Raw genomic sequence first — 22,695 nt, 5'->3', positions numbered from 1 at the left:
CTCTCCGATTGATGTGATCATGTTAATCCTCCCCGCGGCCGGTAAGGAGATGAATGGTCCCCATGAGCAGCAGCGATACCGCGACGAGCAGCGTCGAAACCGCCGCTATGACCGGGGTGAGATTGAAATCGATGTCCTCGAACATCTTGCGGCTGATCGTTTTTCCGCCCGTATCGGAAATGAAGAAGGCGACTGTTGCCTCATCGAACGACGCCAGAAACGCAAAGACCGAAGCCGCAGCCACCGCCGGGGCGATGTTAGGAAGCACAACGCTGATAAAGGCGCGGCTCCGGCTTGCCCCGCAATTCAGTGCGGCAAGCTCGAGTGACGTGTCGAAGCGCTCGAGTGCTGCCGACACGGTGATGATCACGTAGGGAACAGCAAGTACGGTGTGCGCGATCAGGAAACCAGCGAAATTGCCGGTCAGACTGAGCGGGGAAAAAACCAGATAAAGGGCAACGCCAAAGACAACATGGGGAACGATCATTGGCCCCAGCGACAATGCCCGCAGAAGCGTCTTTCCCGGCAGATTACCGCGAACGAGCCCGATGGCGGCCAATGTACCGATAACCGTCGAAGCGACCGTCGTCGCCAGCGCAATCTGCAGACTGAAGATCGTTGCTGCGCGCCAGTCCGGATCGGATAGAAAGTCGATATACCAGCGAAGCGTCAGGCCCTTCGGCGGGAACTCGATATAGCTGCTGTCGTTCAGCGAAATCGGGATGACGAGCAACGTCGGCAGAACCAGGAAGAACAGGATTTCCCCGATCAGGAAACCCCCAAGGAGCCGCAATGCCGCTTTGCCGTAAGGCCGATGGGTGCTGTTGACGGGAGAGGGGGCGAATGAGGCGGTGACTGCGGGCTCAATTGACACTGTTCATTCCTTTGCTGACGGAAAGCGCCTTGCGGAACACAAGGACAAAGATCAGCGTCGTGGTCAGAAGGACGGTCGCGAGCGCTGCGGCAAATGGCCAGTCAAGCAGAACGGTGGTTTGCTGGCCGATCAGCGTTGCCATCATCAATGCTCCAGGCCCGCCGACGAGTGCCGGCGTGATATAAAAACCGATCGCCAGGATGAAGCACATGACGCATCCGGCAAAGATTCCAGGCAAGCTGAGCGGCAAGGTTACGCGCCAGAACGCGCTAATCGGGCCGGCGCCGAGATTGCGGGCGGCTTGAGTGTACTCTGCAGGAATAGTGCGAAGAACGTTGTAGACCGGCAGGATCATGAAGGGCATGAGAACATGCGTCATCGCAAGGATCACCGCGCCTTCGGTGTAGATTAGCTTCAACGGACTGCCAATGAGGCCGCTCTCGATCAGCAGACCGTTAACGATGCCGTTTCGCTGCAGCAGCACGATCCAGGCATAGGATCGCACCAGCACTGAGGTCCATAGTGGGACCAACACCGCGGCCGATACGAGCATCGCCATCCTGCCTTTGGCATGCGCCATGAGAAAGCTAACCGGAAATCCAAGCAGCAAGCTCGTCACTGTTACGATGGCGCCCGTCTGCAACGTCCGAAGCAGGACTTCCATGTAGAGTGGCTCGGTGACGATCCGCTCGTAATGCTCCAGCGTGAATCCCGGCGCCATTAAGCTCAAAGAGACGAGCCGTCCAATCGGATAGATGAAGCCTCCGGCCAGTAACAGCATCAACGGCGCAATAAGCAGGAACGTCAGCGCGTGCGAATACTGGCGCGCCGAGCGTGAGAAAAACCAGCTCGCTGGACGGGCTGGTACAACGCGTGGATTATCGACGGTCGTGGTCATTTCATCCCTCCTCAACCGTAAAGAGCCGGAGGCCGTCGCGTTCGGCGACGACGTCCACGAGTGCCCCCATTGCGAAGGGCTCCCTCTTTCCATCAGCAGGGATCTGCACCTGAATGATCTCGCCGCTTCCGAAATCAGTGCGAACGAGATGAAGGTCGAAGGAGCCGGCAAAGACCGACGTTTCGATCCGACCGGGGAGGGCGTTCTGTCCTCCTGCGCCCCGCGCTGCAAGGCCGAGGCGCTCAGGGCGCAGCGCGAGCCGAACGCGATCACCTATCTTTGCCGAACCCTCGAAATTATGGGCGGCACCGGGCGTATCAATAACCACGTCGTCACCCAGTCTGATCGTGTGACGACCAGCGGTCTCGCCCAGGAATTCTCCCGTTAGGAAATTCATCTTGCCGATGAAGTCGGCGACAAAGGCACTCTCCGGATTACAGTAGAGATCCGCCGGGCTTCCAAGCTGCACGAGTTGCCCCTTTGCCATGACAGCGATCCGGTCGGACATCGTCAACGCCTCCTCCTGATCGTGCGTCACGTAGATGACCGTTGCACCGAGGCGCCGCTGAAGCTGCTTGATCTCGATCTGCATGGATTCGCGCAGCTTCTTGTCCAGTGCCCCGAGTGGCTCGTCCATCAAGAGAACAGGCGGTTCGAACACCATTGCTCGCGCGACTGCAACCCGCTGCTGCTGGCCGCCGGAAAGTTCGTGGGGATAGCGCTTGGCATAGTCCGGGAGTTGGACGAGGTCGAGCGCCCGGCTAACGCGTTCTGCCCTGAGGTCCTTGCGGATGCCGCGCATCCTCAGGGGAAAGCCGATGTTTTCGGCGACGGTCAGATGCGGGAATAAAGCATAACGCTGGAAGACCATCCCGATATTGCGGCGATCGGGCGATACGGCGGTGACATCGCGCCCACCAATGATAATGCGTCCGGCAGACGGACTTTCGAAACCGGCGATCATTGTCAGAAGCGTCGTCTTGCCCGATCCGGATGGACCGAGGATCGACAGGAATTCGCCTGCTGAAATGTCCAAGGTCACTGCGCCTACGGCAGTCTGGCTGCCGTAGGCCTTGCCTATGCGATCGATAAAAACAGGCGCACCAATCAAACTGATATCTCCTTATGTGTGCTTTAAGATGCATTGATCCCTCCCGACTCCGCCCGCGCGGCGCCAGGTGGTGTGAGTGTCGTGCCGGCAAGGCCGGCATCTGTTCAGGCATGGCCGCACGGGGCCAAGGCGTTGCTAATATTCACGATCCCGTTATGCTGTCACATTGCGTGATCAATTTTTACACAATGCATTTTTGTTGCAACAAAAATGTGAAGAAGTCAACTCGTGGGGAGTTAATTTTGAACGAGAATACAACTGAAGAGGAATCGTCGGCGTCGGAATTGCACTCCGGGCGTCTCAGCGACTTCGCCTATTCATCCATCAAGGAGCAACTTGCGCGGGGCGTATACAAGCCGGGTCACAAGTTGCCGATCCGTTCGGTTGCCGAAATGCTGAAGGTTGGTGCGACGCCGGCGCGCGAGGCGATTAACCGCCTGGTCTTTGAGGGTGCGCTCGTCATGGTGGGTCCTAAAACCGTCATCGTCCCGCATCTCGATCTTTCGGCGCTTTACGAAGTCACGCAGATGCGGCTTGCCCTCGAAGGATTGGCGACCGAAAAAGGCGCACTTCGTGCGACCAATGATGTTCTTGACAAGCTATTGGTAATACAGGAAAAAATCACACTTTCGCTCGAGGAAAAGCGCTACGGCGATGCTCTTCACGACAATAAAGAATTCCACTTTACCATCTATCGACTGTGCGAGATGCCGCACCTTCTTTCGACCATCGAGGCCCTATGGTTAAGGATCGGCGCCTCGTTCCACGACCTCTATCCTGAGTTTGCGGAAGCGAAATACGGTGTCCACAACCACCTGGCCGCGATTGAGGCTCTGGTGGATAAAGATCCCTCCGCCGTCCGAGCGGCAATGGAAAACGACATTCGAGACGGCTATCGGCGCCTCAAGAAAGCAGCGCAGGAGCGTCTCAAGCGGCAATAACATCGTGGCCGGATTTTTTTGTTGCAACTTCTTCGGGTTCATGATTTTTGTGATAACAAAATTATGAAGGGTCGCGCCGTGACCCATTTGCCGGAGAAGATCGAATGTTTCACCCTTATATCTTGCGCGACGGCCGGGGATTTCCCCGGTCGAGGTCCGAACATTTCTTCAAAAAGGGTCGCCGCGTGTTTCCAACCGGGATCACGCGCGTCACCGTCGATCATGAGCCCAGCCCGCTCTACATTTCGCGCGGGGAGGGGGCCTATCTCATCGACGTCGACGGCAACCGCCTACTCGACCTAAACAATAATTTCACGACGCTGATTCACGGCCATGGTTTTCTTCCAGTTGCCGACGCGGTTGCAGATCTTCTTCATCGCGGCACATGTTTCTCTAACCCGACCGAGCACGAAATCACGCTGGCCGAGCTGTTGATCGAGCGCATTCCGGCTATCGAACATATTCGCTTTGTCAGCAGCGGGACCGAGGCTGTGATGTTTGCGATCAAGGCCGCTCGCGCCTTCACTTGCCGGCCCGGCATCGCACGGATTGAAGGCGCCTATCACGGCGCTTACGACTGGGCGGAAACGGGGCAGGCGGTGTCGCCGGCTATATGGAACGATCCCTCGGTGTCTCAGGCCGTACCGGCCTATCGCGGAATGCCCCGTTCGGTAAGGGACGAGGTAACGGTTATCCGCTTCAATGACATCGCGGATCTAGAGCGCCGAATTGCTTCGGCTGCCCCTTCACTGGCTTGTATCTTGATCGACCCGATGCCAAGCCGCGCCGGGCTGATAGCGCCTGAGCCAAGCTTTTTTGCCGCTGTCGAGGCGATCGCGAAGCAATACGGGATTCTCATCGTGGCCGATGAGGTCCTTAATCTGCGGCAGTCATATGTGGGGGCGTCGGCCCGCTATGGTCTCCACCCCGATTTGGTCGCCGCCGGCAAAATCATCGGCGGAGGTTTTCCCGTCGGGGCGATCGGCGGGCGCAAGGACGTGATGCGGGTGTTCGCAAGCGACAGCGGCAAGCCGCTGCTGCCGCAAGGCGGCACGTTTTCGGCAAATCCCGTATCGATGGTTGCGGGCCGGGTTGCCATGGAGGCGATGACGGATGGCGCTTTCGCTGCACTCGAGAGCCTTGGCGATAGAATCCGGGCTGGACTTCGAAAGGAAATCGCGCGCCACGGGGCAGCCTTCAGCGTGACGGGGGCGGCATCCTTGTTTCGTATCCATCCGAAAGGAAAGCAGCCAACGGACTTCCGCGAGGCGTATCTCGCCCCGGAAGAGGCCGAGTTGATGGGGCGGCTCTCCAGGCATTTCCTCAGTTGCGGGATCCTGCTTCCCAATGGCGCTGCGGCGTGCCTTTCGACGGCAATGACAACTGCGGACGGTGATGCGGTCGTCTCAGCCTTCGCAGACTTCCTTTCAATCCTCGAAGCAACTCCAACCGAAGCAGGCATGTGACCATGGCAACTGATCATCTAACCGTCGCCGAGCGGATCGCTCTTTCCCTGAAGAGGCACGACGTCACCCATATCTTTGCTCAGAGTCTGCCTTCGGCGGTTATCCTTGCGGCCGAAGCAATCGGCATACGTCAAATCGCCTACCGTCAGGAAAACATGGGCGGGACCATGGCCGACGGGTATGCGCGGCTGTCAGGCAAGGTCGGCGTTGTAGCAGCGCAGAACGGACCTGCGGCAACGCTTCTCGTTCCGCCGCTGGCCGAAGCGCTGAAGGCTAGCGTTCCGGTCGTTGCTCTCGTTCAGGATGTGGAACGAGATCAGGCTGATCGCAATGCATTCCAGGAACTCGATCATCTCACCCTCTTCCAATCATGCACGAAGTGGGTGCGCAAGGTGCTCGTTGCTGAGCGGATCGACGACTATGTCGATGCTGCTTTCACGGCAGCCGCCTCGGGCCGGCCGGGACCGGCAGCTCTCCTGCTCCCCGCCGACCTCTTGCGTGAGCAGATCTCCCCTTCGCTGTTTCGTCGTGAGGCTGTGCTTGGCCACTGGCCACTCGATCGGTTGCGTCCACGCGATAGCGACATCGAGCACGCAGCCTCGATGATCGCCGCAGCCCAGGCGCCCATCGTCATCGCCGGAGGAGGCGTCCATGCAAGCCATGCCGCCGGCGAGCTTTCGGCGCTACAGGACGAAGCCTCGCTTGCCGTCCTGACGACCAATATGGGAAAAGGCGCGGTCGACGAATACCACCCGCTGTCAGCTGGCGTTCTCGGTGCTCTCGTCGGGCCGAGATCGCTTGGACAGCACGCGCTTGCCCTCGTCGAAGAAGCCGATCTCGTCATTCTGGTGGGGACGCGAACCAATCAGAATGGCACTGACAGTTGGCGCCAAATTCCCCGGTCCGCGTCAGTCATCCACATCGATGTCGATCCCACCGAAATCGGACGTACCTACGAAGCGGTCAGATTAGCAGGCGATGCGGCCGAAACTATCAGCGCGCTTCGCCGCGCGCTTGCCCGACGCGATCTCTCTTACCGCGCATCGCAGCGCGACAAGTTGACGGCTCGGATTGCGGGTTTCTGGCGCGCGTTTGACATGGAGCGACGATCTATTGCCCGTTCGGAGAACAGTCCGATCCGTCCCGAGCGAGTCATGTCCGACCTGCAACAAGTATTGACGGCAGAGACGACCGTTGTTGCCGATGCGAGCTATTCCTCGATGTGGGTCGCGGGCCAGCTCCGAGCCCTTTCGGCCGGCATGCGCTTCCTATCGCCGCGGGGCCTTGCCGGACTTGGGTGGGGCCTGCCACTTGCGCTCGGCGCGAAAGTGGCAAAGCCCGACAAGCCGGTCGTTGTCATCGTCGGGGACGGCGGTTTCGCGCATAGCTGGGCGGAGTTGGAGACCATGGTGCGGAGCAAGCTTCCGGTACTCATCATCGTGTTGAACAACGGTATCCTTGGCTTCCAACGTGATGCGGAAACTGTCAAGTTCGGCAGCTTCACGACTGCCTGCAGTTTCGCGGACGTCGATCATCGGCGAATTGCGGAAGCTTGCGGCTGCCCAGCAGTACGCATCTCGGATCCCGCCAACCTTTCTCAATACCTTGAGCGCGGTCTCTCTGGAGAAGGGCCCTTGCTGATTGAGGTAATAACAGAGGCCGCCGCCCATCCGCCCCTTTCGCTGTTTACTGGAATGGATCAAGCGGCATGAGCCCTGGTGGCAGTTCGCATGTTGCGGTCATCAGCGGTGGCACGACTGGGATCGGTCTTGCCACTGCGTTTCGACTTCTCAGGGCCGGTCATCGGGTTGCGGTCTTCAGCCATGGTGAAGCAAGCGTCATGGCCGCAGGCTCTGCGCTTGCCGAGGCTTTCGGGCCAGAGCGCTCGCTTACGAGAAAGGTCGATCTCCGCGAACCGGCGGCGATCAATTCCTTTTTCGGCGAAGTCACCCGTGTCCTGGGCGCACCTGGGATCCTCGTTTGCAACGCGGGGATTTCGCCGAAAAGTTCTGACGGCCCTCTTCACGTCGCCGACCTTACCCTTGAAGAGTGGAACGACGTGCTCGCGGTCAACCTGACAGGGACGATGTTGTGCTGCCGAGCCGCTCTGCCCGCCATGAAGGAAAGCGGTTTTGGACGGGTCATATTCGTTGGATCTCTTGCCGGCCGGACGATACCGCGGATCGCCGGCGCGAGCTACGCGACGTCCAAAGCCGCACTTTCAGGATTATCCCGCGTGCTGGTCTCTCAATATGGCTCCTACGGCATAACATCGAATGTCGTGGCGCCAGGTCGCATCCTGACGCCACTCGCAGGCTCCCCGCAAAGCAAGACCAACATCGACGCGCTCGCCCGTATTCCGGCCGGGCGGCTCGGTGCACCGGACGACGTCGCCGCGGTGATCGCGTTTCTGGCATCGGAGGATGCACAGTTCGTCAACGGAGCCATCATAGATGTCAATGGCGGCGAGTTCGCAACGAGTTAGGGCTTGCCGCATCGTCAACCGACAGAAGAGGCGATAGACATGACCCCGGTCATTCTGGTCTGCTCACAGGACGCCGAGCTTTATCTGCTCCTCGCGCATATTCTGCGTAGTGAAGGCTTTGAGGCTCGTCTTGCTGCAAGTGACGACGATGTGGTGGACGCCTGCACATCAGTAGAGCTTTCCGCCGTCGTACTGGATTGTGCAGGTTGGCCGAGTGACGTTGCGCCCCTGTGTGCGCTCTTGAAGGGCTCGGGGCTTTCCGTGGGTGCACTCATAGGCGAGGATATGCGCACGCAGCACCTGCAATTGATCAAGGCGGGCCTCGACGAAGGCATCACGCGTCCTCTGTCGCCTGCAAAGCTTCTCGCCTTTCTGCACGACATAAGCCCTCGGCCGGCGGTTTCGACTCTGCCAAATTGCGCTTCCGCCGCCGAGATTGTCTTCGGGCCGCACGCAGTCGAAGTTTCAGGCAAGATAGTAGCGCTTGCGCCTATTGAAATGAGAATCCTTAAATTCCTAATCGAAAGGCAAGGGCAGATCAGTACCCGCAAGCAACTCATCGAGGCCGTTTGGCCCGTTCCGCACGCTGTAGAAAGCCGGACCGTTGACGTGCACATTGGCCGGCTGCGAAAAGCGTTTGCAGGACTCCGCAATCTGAGGATTCGCACTGTCTATGGCGCGGGTTACGCGCTCGATACCACGATTAACCTCCGCATGTTTTAGCGCCCCGCGACTACCATGGCAGGCGTGCGTGGCAAGCTGCCCGCTGATATTGCGAGACATCATCATAACGTCTTGTGACGAAGGGCAGCGATGACGCGGTCGGCCATGAAAGCGCAACGGGCGCCATCGAACGGGAACAGGGCCGAGAATGCGCCGGAGAGCTGCTTTTCGATCGAATGGCGCATCATCTTGCGCGCCCGGTGCAGCCGGGTCTTGGCGGTTTCGGGTCTTATGCCGAGGTAAGACGCGGCCTCGTCTGTGCTCATGCCCTCGACATCCCGGAGCACGAACACGGCGCGAAAATCATCCGGGAGTTCGTCGACCGCATTCTCGAGGAGATGCCGCGCCTGGCTCCTGGCGAGCTCGGCTTCCGGATCGGCCGCGGACAAGGGGGAGGGAAACTGCAACACTTCGCCACCCGGCGCCATCGTCTGCATATCGACTTCCTCGAGCCCGGTAGTGTTCTTCCGCCGCCGCACACGGCCCAGCGCCTCGTTGAGCGTAATGCGGGTCAGCCATGTCGAAAGTTGCGCCTCGCCCCGGAACGTCGCCAGATTGGTGAATGCCTTGATGTAAGCGGCCTGGACGACATCTTCCGCCTCCGCATCGTTGCGAATGATGGCGCGCGCTGTCCGGAACAGGCGCTGGTTATGACGCTGAACGATCGTGCGGATGGCAGGCTCGTCGCCCATTCTCGCCAAGGGCACGAGATCGGCGTCAGACAGTATCGACATCTGTTGCCGTGTCGCGCGGCTCGAACCGGAATGGCTGTCATGGGAAATCTCCGCCCCCCCGTCTTTCGATTGGAGCCCGGCCTATGGCCGGACGTCCAGCTTGCCCGTCATAGCGGGATGAAAACGACAATAAAAATCAATCGCTCCCGCTTGGGCGACCGTCATGCGGGCTTCCGATGTCGGCGGCAGGTCGATATCGAAGCTCTTGTCGCGAGCGGTTGCCGTGTGCCGGAATATATCATCGTTTCTCCAGACGATCACATCGCCCACATGCAGCTCGGGAGGCGGCGAGCTGAATTTCATGCCGGTGATGGTGATCCGATAGTCCGCCGCCGAGGCAACCCCGTTGCCTGCCCAAAGTAGTGCAAAGAGCAGCGGGAGCCGTAAGGATTTCATCAGCAAGCCCATTGCCATGTCTATTTGGTCTTCGAAGCCAGATGCTCGGCATGCATCTGGTGCTCCTTGAACAGGGTCAGGCCCGTTTCCAGCAGCGACTTGAGCTCTTTATTCCCAGCCGACGGGATCAAGATGTTGGCAAGCGCTGAGTTGACCGACTTGTGATAGGCGACTTCGTTTTCGACATAGGCCTTGTCGAACGCCGCGCCGTCGAGCGCCTCTAGCGTCGTCAGTTCCTTGGTCGCCTGTGTCGACAACGACTGGCTGACGGCGTTGTCTTCGGGCGTCACCTTCAGCTTCTTGACGAGGGCGAGCGCCTGATCGTTGACGGCCTTGTGGTCGCGCTCCATGGTTTTGGCGAATGCAATGACTTCGGCATTCTTGCTCTTCTTCAACGCCTGTTCTGCCGCGGTGACATCGATCTGTCCCGCCGTGTAGGCGATGTGGGCGATCTGAGGATCGGTCGGCTTGGCATCGGCGGCGATCGAAGCCGTGCCGAGTGAGGCTGCCATCAGAGTGGCGCCGAGAATTCGCTTCAACATGATCTGTCTCCCTTGTGTCGTGACTGAACGCCTTCCGGCGGCAACGGTGATGTGCCTTCGGAAGCGAGCATTGGATGCGGCTCAGACGAAAAGGTTCCCGGAAATTTCGGACCCAGAGAAACAGCTTGTCATCGGCGTCGGTCACCGACGCGTCAGTCTTTGCCGATGAAGCGCTGAAGCACGACAGCGTGATTGTGGTCCACGTCTTTCGCAGCGTAGAGAAGCGTCGTGTCCGCTTGCCCGATCTGGCGTTTCAGCTCCTCCACGGCAGACGGATTCTTTTCCAGCTCGTTCCGATACCGGCGCTGGAACTCGGTCCATTTGGCGGGGTCGTGGCCAAACCATCGGCGCAGCTCGGGGCTTGGCGCGATATCCTTCAGCCAGATATCGACTGCTGCATCCTGCTTGCTCAATCCGCGAGGCCATAACCTGTCGACGAGAATGCGCGCGCCGTCCTTGTCGTCTTTCGGCTCGTAGATTCGTTTGATGTGCAAGGCCATTTGTCCACCCGCCGTAGGTTCGAAAGCCAATGCTTGACGAATAGGCGGGCGAAGGATTTGGTTCCGTTGTGGGCAGAATCCGAAGAAGGTGCTCAAGGGTTGAAACTTGCTGACGCCCTGCACGACTTCTCGATCTGCAAGGTGCCACGGCAACGGTGCGGACCTCTCCCCGGTCCGAGCACAGACTGCGCTAACCGCAATGGAGCGCCGCGTGTCCCACAGGACGCTCTATCGCTTTGAATTGGCGCGATCTGCCATTCAAACCATACCGCTCGTCGCGAAGCTGTCGACGCCCTCAGAAGGGATAGTGCTGGGCGGAATCCTCTACCGTGATCCAGCGCAGGTCGGTGAATTCGGCGATTGCCGCCTTGCCGCCGAAGCGGCCGTAGCCGCTTCCCTTGACGCCGCCGAAGGGCATTTGCGCCTCATCATGCACGGTCGGGCCGTTGATGTGGCAGATGCCGGATTCGATCCGCGCCGCAACCGCCATTGCCCGCTGGACATTCCGGCTGAAGACGGCGGAGGACAGGCCGTATTCGGTGTCGTTGGCGATGCGGATGGCTTCTTCCTCGCCGGAGACGCGAATGATCGGTTTGACTGGGCCGAAGGATTCTTCCGCATAGACGCGCATCTCGGGCGTGACATGATCGAGCAGCGTCGCCTCGACCACGGTGCCCGAGCGCTTGCCGCCGGCCACGAGCTTTGCACCCTTGGCCGTCGCATCGGCAATCAGCTCCTCCATTTTTTTCGCGGCGTCGAGGCTGATCAGTGAGCCGAGAACGACGTGGCCGCGTGGGTCGCCGGCGGGGAGTTGGCTGGCGCGGGCGGCCAGTTTGGCGACGAACTGATCGGCGATCGTCTCGTCGACGATGATCCGCTCGGTCGACATGCAGATCTGGCCCTGATGCATGAAGGCGCCGAAAATGGCGGCATTGACGGCACCGTCGATATCGGCGTCGTCGAGGATGACGAGCGGCGCCTTGCCGCCCAGTTCAAGAAGGGCAGGCTTCAGATGTTTGCCGCAGGTCTCGGCGATGATCTTGCCGACCTTGGTCGACCCGGTGAAGTTCACGCGCCTGACAGCCGGATGGGCAATCAGCGCGGTGACGATCTCAGGCGCATCCTCCGGTGCGTTGGTGAGGACGTTGATGACGCCGGCCGGCAGGCCCGCTTCTGTCAGCACTGTGGCAATCAGCCGGTGTGTGCCAGGGCATTGTTCGGATGCCTTGAGGACGACGGTGTTGCCGCAGGCGATCGGCATGGCGATGGCGCGGGTGGCGAGGATGACGGGGGCGTTCCAGGGGGCAATTGCCAGGCAGACGCCGGCAGCCTGGCGAACACCCATGGCGAGCGTGCCGGGTTTGTCGGAAGGGATGATTTCGCCTGTGATTTGCGTTGTCATGGCGCCGGCCTCGCGCAGGATGTTGGCGGCGAGCATGACATTGAAACCGGCCCAGGGCGCGGTAGCGCCCGTCTCCTCGATCATCAACTGGGTAAACTCGCCCACTTTGGAATCCATGATGTCGGCAGCCTTCATCAGGATTGCGCGGCGCTGGCCGGGGCCGGTCTTCGACCAGGCGCCGAAGGCAGCGGAGGCGGCATTAACGGCTGCGGCAACGTCGTCCAGGTCTGCCGCTGCGGCGCGGCTTGCGAGCTTTTCGGTGAAGGGATCGAGACGATCAAAGGTCCGGCCGCCGGAGGCTGCGCGGTCGGCGCCATTTATGAGGAGGGAAATATTCATCGGAGGTCTCCTGGGGACAAGAACTAGAAGCCGAGGACTTCGGCGTTGATGGAAGCTTCGAGGCCGCCGTCGACGGCAATGTTGGTGCCGTTGATCCAGCGCGCACCATCCGAGCAGAGGAAGAGCACGGCGGGCGCGATATCGGCGGCGGTGCCGGCCCGGCCGACGCGGGTGATGTCGCTATCGACCCTGACGTCGCCGAGCACGGCACGGAACTGCTTGAGGATCGGCGTTTCCACCGGCCCGGGGCTGACGGCATTGACGCGGATGCCACGGTTTTTGAACAGCGGCTGATGGGCGGCCCGCATGGTCCAGAGCAGCAGCAGTTCCTTGGAGAGCGGGTAGGCTTCCTCGTCCTTGAGGCCGTGCTCGGCGACAATCGCCGCCACTTCGGGAAAGCCGTCTATGCCGGCAAGCGACTTTGACCGCTCGAGATTGGCGCGCCAGCCGTAGCCGGCGATCGAGGCGACGTTGACGATGGCGCCGCCTTCGCGCAGGCGGGGTGCCACGGCTTCGGAGAGGGCGCGAAGCCCGTAGAAATTGACGGCGAGCGTCGAGACGACGCCGGTGCTGCCGGAAAGGCCGGCGACATTGGCGAGCGCGTCGAGGCGGGCTGGAAGCTGCGCGACGATGTCGGCAACGCCTGATGCGGTGGACAGATCACCCTTGATGAAGGCGGCACTTCCACTGGCAGGCTCGCGGACATCGACGCCGATGACCTCGGCGCCCATCTGACCCGCCAATTCCGCCGTGCGGGCGCCGATGCCGGAAGCCACGCCGGTCACCAGGATTGTTTTACCAAAAAGCATGAACGTCACCTTTCGCAGGAGGGTCCGGAATAAGCCGGCTCATTCTTCCCATTTGATTTTATGCGGACCGGGTAATTTCAGCCGGTAGCCGACGGGCAGAAGTTGAAAGTCGTAGCGGCGCTCGATTTCGCCCCACAGTCCGCGCGGCAGATAGAGCGAGAAAATCACGGCGGTGGCGCCGAGGCCGATCAGGTACCAGACGCCGGCTGCGCCGAAGAAGGTCTCGATCACGAAGAACAGGATGGCGCCGAGGATCGCGCCTTCGAACTTGCCGATCCCGCCGACCAGCACCATGAAGATCATGTAGGCCGTCCATTGGACGCTGAAATAGGTCTTCGGCTGGAAGGTCGTGGCGGTCGCCAGCCACAGACCTCCGGCGACCGCGATGCCGAAGGCGGCGAGCACGAAGAGCAGCCGCTTGGTGGCGATCACGCGCACGCCGAGCGAGGTTGCCGCCTCCTCATTGTCGCGGATCGCCTGCATGGCGGCACCGGCGCGGCTGCGCATCAGGAGGAAGAGAGCGCCGAGCAGGGCGGCCATGGCTATCAAGGCGAGCCAGTAGATCGTTGCCCGCCGCGTGTTGCCGTCATAGACATTGAGCGAAATCAGCGAGGTTCCCGTTTCTCCCTGGATTAGCCGGTCGAGATTGACGAGCAGATGGGCGAGTTCGGCTATGACCCACATGCCGATCGCGAACTCGCCGCCCTTCAGGCGCAGCATGAACAGCGAAAGCGGGATCGACAGCGCGCCGGTCACGATCGCGGCGGCAAACAGCGCGACGAAGGGATTGAGCCCCGCATCGGCCAGCCGGATGGTGAAATAGGCGCCAAGGCCGAAGAACACCTGCTGACCGACCGAGACCAGCCCACCGAAACCGGCAAGCGCATTCCACATGGCGGCAAGGATCACGTAGATGAACAGGGCCGTCATCCGGTCGATCGCACCGGCGCCGAGCACGGCGGGGGCAAACATCAGCAGGGCGAGCACCGCGGCCATACAGCCAAGCGCCACCCGCGACGATTTCGTCCAGCGCTCTATCGATATTCCGGTGGAGGCAAGGGTCGCGTTGGGGCTCATGTCGGGCTCCGGAGACGGGCGCGCAGTTTGAGAGAGGCGCCAAATTTATCGAGAACCGGCATGCCGAACCGGGACAGCCTGACGAAAAGCACCAGCAGGAACACGGCATGGCCACCGATCAGGAAGCCTTGCGGATGCAATTGCGCGCCGAGCGATTGGGCAAGACCGAGAACGATGCCGCCGGCAAGCGTCCCCCATAGTGATCCCGCTCCTCCAATGACGGCCGCCTCGAAGGCGAAGAGAAGCTGTGGGCCGCCGGCATAGGGGCTGAAGGTTGCCCGCATCCCGAGAAAAGCACCGGCGATCCCGACCGTGACCATGGTGATCGCGGTGGCGATGGCGTTGACCCTGCGGGCGTCGATGCCGACCAGCCCGGCCGTATCGGGATCTTCGGCCGTGGCGCGGATGGCGCGACCAAGCGCAAAGCGGCTCAGGAAGAACTGCAGCCCGCCGAGAATGAGGATTGCCGTCACCATCATCAGGACGGCAAGCTTGCCGACGAAGATGTGGCCTGGCAGTTGCCAGGAAGCATAGGACAGGTTGCCGATGAACGGTGCGAGCGAGCGGGTGTCGGCGCCGAACTGCTCGAACATCAGGTTGTCGATGACGATCGACAGGCCGAAGGTCGTCAGGATCGGCAGGAGCGTGCCGCCGCGGGCGCTGCGTTCCAGAATGAAGCGCTGCAACAGCCAGCCGATGGCCGCCATGACCGGCAGCACGATCAGCAGGCCGGCGAAGGGCGGAATGCCGAATTTGGCGGCCAGCAGCCACAGTCCGTAGGCGGCTGCAACCGCCAGGCTGCCATGCGCAAGATTGATGATCCGCATCACCGAGAACATGAAGGACAGTCCGCAGGCGATGACGGCGTAGTAGCCGCCGAGCAGGATGCCCTGGAGCAGGGTGTTGATCACGATGCGCTCCTTTCGCCGGTTGCCCGGTGCAATCCGAAATAGGCCTGGGTGACGTGCTCGCGCGTGACGGCCGCCGCCGGCCTGTCGAGGACGATGCGTCCTTCCAGCATGCAGATGACACGGCTTGCGACGCTCATGGCGCGGGCGAGATCCTGCTCGACGAGCACGATGGTCGTTCCAGACGTGAGCAATGCCTGCAACTGGGCATAGACGCGATCGACGACCAGAGGCGAAAGTCCGAGCGAGACCTCGTCCAGGAGAAGAATATCGGGATTGCTCATCAGCGCCCGGCCGATCGCGGTCGCCTGTTGTTCCCCGCCCGAGAGGTGTCCGGTTTTTGCGTGACGGCGAGGTTTCAGGTTCGGAAAGGCGTCGAGGACACGATCGATGTCCCACTCGCCCTTGCGTCCGGAGGTCTTTCCGAGAAGCAGGTTCTCTTCCACCGTCATCTGTGAAAACAGGCGCCGGCCTTCCGGCACCAGAGCGATGCCCTTGGCGATCCGCTTGTGGGACGGGACGGCGGCCAGATCTTCGTCGTTAAGAAGGACGCTGCCGGAGGATGGCAGATGGGCGCCGGCGATCGATCTGAGCAGCGTCGTCTTGCCCGCGCCGTTGGCGCCGACCAGCGCCAGCACCTCGCCCTTGGCAAGATCGAAACTGACCCCGCGCACCGCCTGGAGCAGGCCGTGGCGGACGTCGAGGTCACGGATGGAGAGAAGGCTCATGCGGGGGTCCCTCCGAGATAGGCCTTGACCACCTCCGCATTGCTCATGACCATCTTCGGTTCGCCATCGGCGATGATCCTGCCGGCATCCATGCAGATCAGTCGCTCCGCCACCTGCAGGAGGATGTGAACGATATGCTCGATCCAGACGATGCCGATGCCGCGGCGACGCAATTCGAGGATGGTTTCGACCAGCTCGCTCGCCTCGCCATCGGTCAGGCCGCCGCCGATCTCGTCGAGCAGCAATAACCTTGGTTGCGTGGCAAGCGCACGGGCAAGCTCCAGGCGTTTGCGATCCAGCAGACCGAGCGTGTCGGCAGGGCGGTTGGCGACGCCCAGCATGCCGCAAAGGGAAAGTGAATCCACCACACGCTCATAGGCCTCGTCGCGGCTTGCGGCGCTGCCGTGCGATGCGGCGACGAAGACATTTTCGAAGGTCGTCATGCCGCTGAAAGGCTTGGGAATCTGATGGGTCCGGACGAGCCCGGAGCGGCAGCGTTCCGCCGCCGTCCGGCTCGTGACGTCGGCGCCGTCGAAGGTAATGCTTCCCTCATTCGGCGGGAAGGCGCCGGCGAGCACGTTGAGCAGGGTCGTCTTGCCCGCGCCGTTCGGCCCGACAATGCCGACCGCCTCGCCATCGCCCATGGAAAAATCCAGATTCTCCAGCACCACAAGCGCGCCGAACCGCTTGTGGATCCCCTTGGCCGAGAGAAAGGCTCCCCCCGGCCTTTTTTGTGCTTCCTGTCGCTGCACTTGGTTATCCATTGTAAGCGGTGAGCTTGGCGCCGACCGGGACATTGGGGTCGGTGGCATTTTCGGTGACGACGTAGTCGAGCGCGAATTTCGAGCCCTCCGCCGCTTTCACCCATTGCGTGCCGATGATCGGTCCGGGAGAGACGTTGGCGACGGGGCCGCTGGTGAAATCGACCTTGCCGGCGATCGTGGTGGTCTTCAGCGTGCTGATCGCCTTGGCGACGGCCTCCTTGCTTTTGACGTCCGTGCTGGCCTTCAGTGCATCGAAGCCGGCGTCGAGAAGCGCAAGGCTGGCGCCGAGCTGCTGCGTCCACTGCTTGCCGCTGGCCGTCTCATAGCCGTCGGCGAGTTCGGTTCCGGATACGCCTGTCAGCGTGGATTTGTAGGGGAAGGCCTTGTGCCAGTAGGCGGCGCTGCCGATGTTCAGGCCGAGATCGCCGAGCGCCTCGATGTCGGAGGGAAACAGGCCCGTCTTGGCGATCTGGCAGATCTTGATCTGCTGGGTAAGGCCCTGCTGCGCAGCCTGGCGCCAGAAGGCGGCGAAGTCAGGCGGTATCGGGAACGAGTTGAAGATCTCCACGCCTTCCTGCCTGAAGAGAGCGATCTGCGCGGTAAAGTCGGTGGTTCCGGTTTCATAGGCTCCCGGATCGACGATGGTGAAACCGGCCTTGGCAAGCGCCGGCGCCAGATGGGTGCGGATCGCATTGCCGTCGGCGTCGTTGGGATACATGACGCCGACCTTCTTGTTGGTCTCGATCAGGTTCCACTGCGAAACATAGGCCTTGTGGAACTCTTCGACGCCGAAGCCGAAATGATAGGTCCACTTGAAGGGCGACGGCGCGCCCGGCTTGGCGCCGCGGCCGAAATACCAGGCTTCCCAGGGCATGACCGTCGAGAGGCAGGGAATGCCGGCCGCTTCGCAGGCGTCGGCCACCGGGTTGATGGTTTCGGGTGTCGAGACGGCGAGCATCAGGTCGATCGCCTGGTTGTTGATCAGGTCCTTCGCCAACTGACCGGCGCGCGAGGGATCGGACTGGGTGTCCTGGTCGAGAATATCAACCTTCCAGGTCTTGCCGCCCGCCTGCAGGCCGTTCGCCAGCGCCTTGCGCGCCAGTTCGAGCACATAGCCGTCCGTTTCGCCGAAGCCGCCGAGAGGGCCGGTGCGCGGGCTGATGAAGCCGACCTTAAGCGTATCGCCGCTCTCAGCGAAGGCCGTGCGGCCGGAAAGTGCCAGCGCCGCACCGCCCGCCACGGTCGATGCGATGAAAGAGCGGCGGCTCAGCAATGTCGCGTTGAATTTGCCGTTGCGGAAAATGCCGTTCATAAATTCATTCCTCCCTCTTGATGCGGGCCTCCCAGCCCGTTCCCTGTGTTCATTTCGGCCGATCTCAATTCAGATCGGGTAGTGCCGTTTTCCCGATGCCATGGTGATCCATCTGAGCTCGGTGAATTCATCGATCGCGGCGTTGCCGCCGAAGCGGCCGTAGCCGCTTGATTTGACGCCGCCGAACGGCATTTGCGGCTCGTCGGAAACTGTGGCTTCGTTGATGTGGCAGATGCCGGATTCAAGCCGCATGGCAACGGCAAGTGCTGTATTGACGTCGGCGCTGAAAACGGCCGCCGAAAGCCCATATTCGTTGTCGTTGGCAACCGTCACAGCCTCGTCGACGCTGCCGACCCGGATGATCGCCGCCACCGGTCCAAAGCTCTCCTCGCGATAGATGCGCATGGCGGGCGTCACGTGATCGATGACGGTCGCATCCATCAGCGTGCCGTTGGCCTGGCCGCCGCAGACGAGCACCGCGCCCTTCTGCAGGGCATCGTCGATGAGCGACCTGACGCGCCTGATGGCTTCGGCGTTGATCAGCGTGCCGAGCGGCGTGTTGCCGTCCTTGGGATTGCCGGCGACAAGGGTTGCGGCCTTCGTTCGGAATTTGCCAACGAAGCCGTCGGCGATCTCGTCCATGAGGATGATCCGTTCGGTCGACATGCAGATCTGGCCCTGGTTCATGAAGGCGCCGAAGGCGGCAGCACTCACGGCCTCATCGATATCGGCGTCGGCAAGGACGATGAACGGCGCCTTGCCGCCGAGTTCGAGCAGGCAGCGCTTGAGATGCCTTGCCGCGGATTCGGCGATGATCCTTCCGACACGGGTGGAGCCGGTGAAGTTGATGCGGCGCACGGCCGGATGGGCGATCAGCGCGTCGACGACGGCGGCGGCATCGCTCGGCGCATTGGAAACGACATTGACGACGCCGCGCGGGAAACCGGCGTCACGCAGGATGTCGCCGATCAGGCCATGGGTCTTCGGGCAGAGTTCGGAGGCCTTCAGGATGACCGTATTGCCGCAGGCAAGCGGCATGGCGACGGCGCGGGTGCCGAGGATAATCGGCGCATTCCAGGGGGCAATGCCGACGCAGACGCCCGCCGGTTGGCGGACCGCCATGGCAAGGCTTCCCGGAATGCCTGAAGGAATGAGCTCGCCTGATATTTGCGTGGTCATCGCCGCCGCCTCGCGAAGAATATCCGCGCCAAGACCGCAATTGATCGCCGCCCATTGTGCGGTGGCGCCAGTTTCGCCGGTCATGGCGGCAATGAGTTCGGACGTGCGGGCCTCGAGGATATCGGCTGCGGCATTCAGCAGCCTGCGCCGTTCGCCCGGACCGGTTTGCGACCAGTCCGGAAAAGCGGCCGCGGCCGCATTGGCTGCCCTTGTCATGTCGGCAACGGATCCTGCCGAGGCGACCGTTGCGACATCGCCGGTCAGCGGATCGATGCGTTCGAAGGTGGCCCCTTCGGAAGCATCCATCGCCTCGTTGTTGATCATCAGCTTTGCCGCGAACACTGTTCCACCCATTTGCCACGCATTGGCGCCACGTGCTGGCGCCACATGCCGGTTTGCGTTGTTGCCATGGGAGAAAACGAGCGGACGCGGCGCCACGAGGGTCGCCTGACGGTTCCTGCATCTGCTGAAGAGCCTCCTCCCAAAGGCTGATGGAGAAAAGGTTACGCCGATCTAGCGCGGATGGAATGCGATTTATTGGGTTAATATTGTAATTATCCGGTGATATCAGCATTGTAAGTGGGAATGGAGGAGAAGCTTGGCAACGGACGGGGGGATTCATCACTATGCCAGGGGCGAGTGGCACGGACCGTCGCTGTCGCACCGGCGTATCCGTTTTCAAAAAGGGCTGTATGCCGATTTCCACCATTTCCTTCTGCTTAGCGAGGGGAGTGGAGAGCTTCATTTCGACAATGGCGAACATCGGCCGCTGCACGGACCGCTGCTTGCCTTCCTGCCGCCGCAGGCGCGGTGCGACCTCTCGATATCAGCCGGAACCGCGGCCCATCTGGTCGGAGCTTCGCCGCAGATCATGGTCGATGCGATCGGCGACAAGGTGGAATCCTATTCGCTGCGCATCTTCACCGAACAACGCAAGCTGGTCGAGGCATTGGATCCCTTGGCGGTGGCCGAAATCACCCCGCTGATATCAGGCTTCGTGCGGGAACTGGGCGATCCCACCCGCTCCTCCTGGATGGTCGCATCCGCCTATATCAGGCTCATTCTGATGGCGCTGTGGCGCGGTTCCGATGGTGAGAGAAGCGAGCAGCGCGGGCAGGGCGAAACCGGATCGATCCTGCAGAGATATCGGCAACTGGTCGAGGCCGGTTTCCGCCAGCACCGGCCGATCAGCGACTATGCCGCGGAGCTGGGCGTCACGGCCGACCGGCTTCATTCCATCTGCCAAAGGGCGCTCGGCCGCTCGCCGATCCAGCTTCTGCATGAGCGCGTGGTGCAGGAGGCAAAGCTGAGATTGGAGCGTTCCGCCCGCAATATCCAGGAAATTTCCGATAGCCTCGGCTTTCGCGACCCCACCTATTTCAGCCATTTCTTCAAGCGCAAGACCGGCCTTTCACCCGCCGGCTACCGCGAGATTGCCCGCGCTTCGGCCGGCTCGGAAAACAGCATGCTGTCCTCAGGCTATGCGGATTGGCCTTAGGTTCGGGCTCATTGGTCAAGGCTAGAATTTGCCAGTCTTGGATCGGAGATCATGCTGATGCGGAACTCCAAGCCGGAGTAGGCCTGCAATGCGCCAAGAAGCGGTCGTTGGCCCGGCGTGAAGGAATGACGGATTTGGGGCCGGAAGGTGGAGATCGCCTGGATATTACCTCTTACGATTTGTTGACTCACCTGCGGTTGAACAATAACTTGCTAATTTGGTCATTAGGCTTGTCCTCACATGACGGACCAATCTATTCAGCGTCGCCTTGCCGCCATCGTCGTTGCCGATGTGGTGGGATATACACGCCTGATGGAGGCTGATGAAGTCGCAACGCTGGCGAACCTCAGGGAACTCCGTTCTGGCGTTATCGAGCCGGCTGTGATGCGCCACAACGGCCGCATCTTCAAGGTTGTGGGCGACGGCTTCCTGATCGAATTCAGTAGCGCGGTGGAAGCGGTCGCAGCAGCGTTGGAAATGCAACGGGCCACCACCGCTGTTGAGACCTCCGACCGGCGCCTGCTTTTGCGTGTCGGCGTCAATCTGGGTGATGTCATTGACGACGGTTCAGACGTCCTCGGCGACGGGGTCAATGTCGCGGCGCGCCTCGAGACGCAGGCCGCGCCGGGAGGTATCTGCATTTCAGCCAGCGTTCACGGCGAGATCGTTGGCAAGATCGGCGACCGGTTCTTCGATGCAGGCGAACGCTACCTGAAGAACCTGACTCGCCCGGTCCACGTGTGGCATTGGCCGGATGCGCTGCAGAGCATATTGCCGCTGCCCGAAATGCCCTCGATCGCTGTATTGCCGTTCACGAATATGAGTGGGAATGAAGCGGACGCGCCTTTCGTCGACGGCTTGACCGAAGACCTGATCACTGACCTTTCCCGAACGGCTGGCCTGTTCGTCATCGCGCGCAATTCCGTGTACGGCTACAAGGGCAAGCCGGTCAACGTACGGCTGGTCGCCCAGGAACTCGGCGTCCGCTACGTCCTGGAGGGGAGCGCCAGACGCGCAATGGGCCGTGTCCGCATCAATGCCCAATTGATCGACGCGCTTGGCGGCCAGCACTTGTGGGCTGACCGGTTTGACAGGACGGTGGAAGATGTTTTCGAATTACAGGATGAAGTTAACGCCAAGATTGTTGAAGCTCTCGTCGGCCGGCTGACCATCCCGAAGCAGCGCAATCGGCCGAAGAACCTTGAGGCGTACGATCTGTGTGTGCGCGCCCGCCTCCTGACGGAAGAGTCGCCGCAAACTGAGCGTGAGGCCTATATGCTGCTCCAACGCGCGGTTAAGCTCGAGCCATCATATGCGGAGGCGCTCGGTCTGCTCGCCTATAACCGTTGGCTTGCCTGGACTCATTTCGGCGAGCCCGAAGATCCCAACCGTCGGATGGCGGTGACGTTCGCGCAGAAGGCGGTCGACCTGGATCCCAACGATGCCGGCTGCCGTTACGTTCTGGGGACCATTTTGGCTTATGAGCGGCAATGGGAGGAATCGGAGGCCGCCTTCGCCAAGGCCCTGGAGCTGGACCCCAACCACGCCGACACCTGGGCCGCCATGTCGGACATGTCCGTGCTGGACGGCAGGGTTGCCGACGGACTAGCGCAAATCGAAAAAGCTCTGCGGCTCAATCCCCATCCAACCTGCTGGTATCTTTGTCATCTTGGGCAGGCGCAGTACGCCGCGCGTGACTATGAGGCGGCAGCCGCGACACTCCGCAGGGAAGACACGTATCGTACCAACTCACGCAAATTCCTGGCTGCCACGCTTGCTCAGTTGGGCCACCTTGAGGAGGCTCGGCGAGAAGCAGAATTGTTCCTGATCGCCCACCCTCATTTCACGATTGGCCATTGGCTCAGCTCTCAGCCGCTGCGCGATGCATCTGTACGAGACCACTTTGTCGACGGCTTCCGAAAGGCCGGCCTGCCAGAGATGTGACAGCGGGTGGAGACAATTCCGACGCGTTCGAGGACTTGATCGACGGATATGCGCTGCGCGAGAAC

At 61.2% G+C, this 22,695-nt stretch carries 21 protein-coding genes and 1 pseudogene; 7 read left to right on the top strand and 15 right to left on the bottom strand.

Annotated features, from left to right (window positions below; all coding sequences use genetic code 11):
* Positions 1-22 precede the first annotated feature (22 nt).
* The 3 genes from U5G49_RS30260 to U5G49_RS30250 form a co-directional block, all read right to left on the bottom strand.
* Positions 23-793 (bottom strand): ABC transporter permease, encoded by a 771-nt coding sequence (locus U5G49_RS30260; RefSeq protein WP_131598693.1) that lies wholly within the window; start codon positions 791-793, stop codon positions 23-25.
* Positions 794-863: 70 nt separating this feature from the next.
* Positions 864-1,772, bottom strand: coding sequence for an ABC transporter permease (locus U5G49_RS30255; RefSeq protein WP_112907438.1), 909 nt, complete (start codon positions 1,770-1,772; stop codon positions 864-866).
* A gap of 1 nt (position 1,773) precedes the next feature.
* Positions 1,774-2,883: an ABC transporter ATP-binding protein gene (locus tag U5G49_RS30250; protein WP_131598268.1), complete on the bottom strand. Its 1,110-nt coding sequence runs from the start codon at positions 2,881-2,883 to the stop codon at positions 1,774-1,776.
* A gap of 242 nt (positions 2,884-3,125) precedes the next feature.
* Between U5G49_RS30250 and U5G49_RS30245 the strand changes: the two genes are divergently transcribed.
* The 5 genes from U5G49_RS30245 (at position 3,126) to U5G49_RS30225 (ending at position 8,498) form a co-directional block, all read left to right on the top strand.
* On the top strand, positions 3,126-3,824 hold the full coding sequence (locus tag U5G49_RS30245; RefSeq protein WP_193442489.1) for a GntR family transcriptional regulator: 699 nt from the start codon (positions 3,126-3,128) through the stop codon (positions 3,822-3,824).
* A gap of 104 nt (positions 3,825-3,928) precedes the next feature.
* Positions 3,929-5,290 (top strand): aspartate aminotransferase family protein, encoded by a 1,362-nt coding sequence (locus tag U5G49_RS30240; RefSeq protein ID WP_112907436.1) that lies wholly within the window; start codon positions 3,929-3,931, stop codon positions 5,288-5,290.
* Positions 5,291-5,292: 2 nt separating this feature from the next.
* Entirely contained in the window at positions 5,293-7,002 is a 1,710-nt protein-coding gene (locus tag U5G49_RS30235; protein WP_193442491.1) for an acetolactate synthase catalytic subunit, read from the top strand.
* The gene (fabG, locus tag U5G49_RS30230; RefSeq protein WP_131598274.1) at positions 6,999-7,775 is read left to right on the top strand and encodes a 3-oxoacyl-ACP reductase FabG; all 777 of its coding nucleotides are present in this window, start codon (positions 6,999-7,001) and stop codon (positions 7,773-7,775) included. Before U5G49_RS30235 ends, fabG begins: the two co-directional genes overlap by 4 nt.
* A 39-nt stretch (positions 7,776-7,814) precedes the next feature.
* Positions 7,815-8,498 carry a response regulator transcription factor gene (locus U5G49_RS30225; protein WP_193442493.1) on the top strand — a complete coding sequence of 228 codons (684 nt, stop codon included), beginning with the start codon at positions 7,815-7,817 and terminating at the stop codon, positions 8,496-8,498.
* Positions 8,499-8,560: 62 nt separating this feature from the next.
* On the opposite strand, the pseudogene U5G49_RS30220 reads toward U5G49_RS30225, so the two are convergent.
* From U5G49_RS30220 to U5G49_RS30165, 12 genes and pseudogenes are all read right to left on the bottom strand, one after another.
* Positions 8,561-9,273, bottom strand: a pseudogene (locus U5G49_RS30220) (RNA polymerase sigma factor).
* 40 nt (positions 9,274-9,313) lie between these two features.
* Entirely contained in the window at positions 9,314-9,640 is a 327-nt protein-coding gene (locus tag U5G49_RS30215; protein WP_193442497.1) for a cupredoxin domain-containing protein, read from the bottom strand.
* A gap of 8 nt (positions 9,641-9,648) precedes the next feature.
* Entirely contained in the window at positions 9,649-10,170 is a 522-nt protein-coding gene (locus U5G49_RS30210) for a DUF4142 domain-containing protein (RefSeq protein ID WP_193442499.1), read from the bottom strand.
* Positions 10,171-10,322: 152 nt separating this feature from the next.
* Complete coding sequence (locus U5G49_RS30205) at positions 10,323-10,670, bottom strand: DUF488 domain-containing protein (protein WP_193443033.1); 348 nt, start codon at positions 10,668-10,670, stop codon at positions 10,323-10,325.
* Between the two features lie 295 nt (positions 10,671-10,965).
* Positions 10,966-12,411, bottom strand: a complete 1,446-nt coding sequence (locus U5G49_RS30200; protein WP_193442501.1) for an aldehyde dehydrogenase — start codon at positions 12,409-12,411, stop codon at positions 10,966-10,968.
* Positions 12,412-12,434: 23 nt separating this feature from the next.
* Complete coding sequence (locus U5G49_RS30195) at positions 12,435-13,220, bottom strand: coniferyl-alcohol dehydrogenase (RefSeq protein WP_193442504.1); 786 nt, start codon at positions 13,218-13,220, stop codon at positions 12,435-12,437.
* Between the two features lie 39 nt (positions 13,221-13,259).
* Positions 13,260-14,297, bottom strand: a complete 1,038-nt coding sequence (locus U5G49_RS30190; RefSeq protein WP_193442506.1) for a branched-chain amino acid ABC transporter permease — start codon at positions 14,295-14,297, stop codon at positions 13,260-13,262.
* A complete protein-coding gene (locus tag U5G49_RS30185) occupies positions 14,294-15,208 on the bottom strand; it encodes a branched-chain amino acid ABC transporter permease (protein WP_193442508.1) in 915 nt (304 codons plus the stop codon). Before U5G49_RS30185 ends, U5G49_RS30190 begins: the two co-directional genes overlap by 4 nt.
* Positions 15,205-15,933, bottom strand: a complete 729-nt coding sequence (locus tag U5G49_RS30180; RefSeq protein ID WP_193442511.1) for an ABC transporter ATP-binding protein — start codon at positions 15,931-15,933, stop codon at positions 15,205-15,207. Before U5G49_RS30180 ends, U5G49_RS30185 begins: the two co-directional genes overlap by 4 nt.
* Positions 15,930-16,697: an ABC transporter ATP-binding protein gene (locus U5G49_RS30175; protein WP_210262079.1), complete on the bottom strand. Its 768-nt coding sequence runs from the start codon at positions 16,695-16,697 to the stop codon at positions 15,930-15,932. The genes U5G49_RS30180 and U5G49_RS30175 overlap by 4 nt, the downstream gene beginning before the upstream one ends.
* A complete protein-coding gene (locus U5G49_RS30170; RefSeq protein WP_193442515.1) occupies positions 16,690-18,009 on the bottom strand; it encodes an ABC transporter substrate-binding protein in 1,320 nt (439 codons plus the stop codon). The genes U5G49_RS30175 and U5G49_RS30170 overlap by 8 nt, the downstream gene beginning before the upstream one ends.
* Before the next feature lie 69 nt (positions 18,010-18,078).
* Entirely contained in the window at positions 18,079-19,542 is a 1,464-nt protein-coding gene (locus U5G49_RS30165) for an aldehyde dehydrogenase (RefSeq protein ID WP_193442517.1), read from the bottom strand.
* 244 nt (positions 19,543-19,786) lie between these two features.
* On the opposite strand from U5G49_RS30165, the gene U5G49_RS30160 reads away from it, so the two are divergent.
* Positions 19,787-20,686, top strand: a complete 900-nt coding sequence (locus U5G49_RS30160) for a helix-turn-helix transcriptional regulator (protein ID WP_193442519.1) — start codon at positions 19,787-19,789, stop codon at positions 20,684-20,686.
* Between the two features lie 240 nt (positions 20,687-20,926).
* Entirely contained in the window at positions 20,927-22,630 is a 1,704-nt protein-coding gene (locus U5G49_RS30155; RefSeq protein WP_193442522.1) for an adenylate/guanylate cyclase domain-containing protein, read from the top strand.
* Positions 22,631-22,695: the final 65 nt, after the last annotated feature.

The organism is Rhizobium indigoferae (genome assembly GCF_034554815.1).
Taxonomy (GTDB): Bacteria; Pseudomonadota; Alphaproteobacteria; order Rhizobiales; family Rhizobiaceae; genus Rhizobium; species Rhizobium leguminosarum.
Note: the sequence above shows the minus strand (reverse complement) of the source record. Positions and strands in the feature narration are given on the sequence as shown.

What these genes read in the sequence shown, in the direction of transcription:
- U5G49_RS30255 (WP_112907438.1), bottom strand. Translation starts at nt 1,772, where the DNA reads ATGACCACGACCGTCGATAATCCACGCGTTGTACCAGCCCGTCCAGCG.
- U5G49_RS30240 (WP_112907436.1), top strand. Translation starts at nt 3,929, where the DNA reads ATGTTTCACCCTTATATCTTGCGCGACGGCCGGGGATTTCCCCGGTCG.
- U5G49_RS30235 (WP_193442491.1), top strand. Translation starts at nt 5,293, where the DNA reads ATGGCAACTGATCATCTAACCGTCGCCGAGCGGATCGCTCTTTCCCTG.
- fabG (WP_131598274.1), top strand. Translation starts at nt 6,999, where the DNA reads ATGAGCCCTGGTGGCAGTTCGCATGTTGCGGTCATCAGCGGTGGCACG.
- U5G49_RS30225 (WP_193442493.1), top strand. Translation starts at nt 7,815, where the DNA reads ATGACCCCGGTCATTCTGGTCTGCTCACAGGACGCCGAGCTTTATCTG.
- U5G49_RS30215 (WP_193442497.1), bottom strand. Translation starts at nt 9,640, where the DNA reads ATGGGCTTGCTGATGAAATCCTTACGGCTCCCGCTGCTCTTTGCACTA.
- U5G49_RS30210 (WP_193442499.1), bottom strand. Translation starts at nt 10,170, where the DNA reads ATGTTGAAGCGAATTCTCGGCGCCACTCTGATGGCAGCCTCACTCGGC.
- U5G49_RS30205 (WP_193443033.1), bottom strand. Translation starts at nt 10,670, where the DNA reads ATGGCCTTGCACATCAAACGAATCTACGAGCCGAAAGACGACAAGGAC.
- U5G49_RS30200 (WP_193442501.1), bottom strand. Translation starts at nt 12,411, where the DNA reads ATGAATATTTCCCTCCTCATAAATGGCGCCGACCGCGCAGCCTCCGGC.
- U5G49_RS30195 (WP_193442504.1), bottom strand. Translation starts at nt 13,220, where the DNA reads ATGCTTTTTGGTAAAACAATCCTGGTGACCGGCGTGGCTTCCGGCATC.
- U5G49_RS30190 (WP_193442506.1), bottom strand. Translation starts at nt 14,297, where the DNA reads ATGAGCCCCAACGCGACCCTTGCCTCCACCGGAATATCGATAGAGCGC.
- U5G49_RS30180 (WP_193442511.1), bottom strand. Translation starts at nt 15,933, where the DNA reads ATGAGCCTTCTCTCCATCCGTGACCTCGACGTCCGCCACGGCCTGCTC.
- U5G49_RS30175 (WP_210262079.1), bottom strand. Translation starts at nt 16,697, where the DNA reads ATGGATAACCAAGTGCAGCGACAGGAAGCACAAAAAAGGCCGGGGGGA.
- U5G49_RS30170 (WP_193442515.1), bottom strand. Translation starts at nt 18,009, where the DNA reads ATGAACGGCATTTTCCGCAACGGCAAATTCAACGCGACATTGCTGAGC.
- U5G49_RS30165 (WP_193442517.1), bottom strand. Translation starts at nt 19,542, where the DNA reads ATGGGTGGAACAGTGTTCGCGGCAAAGCTGATGATCAACAACGAGGCG.
- U5G49_RS30155 (WP_193442522.1), top strand. Translation starts at nt 20,927, where the DNA reads ATGACGGACCAATCTATTCAGCGTCGCCTTGCCGCCATCGTCGTTGCC.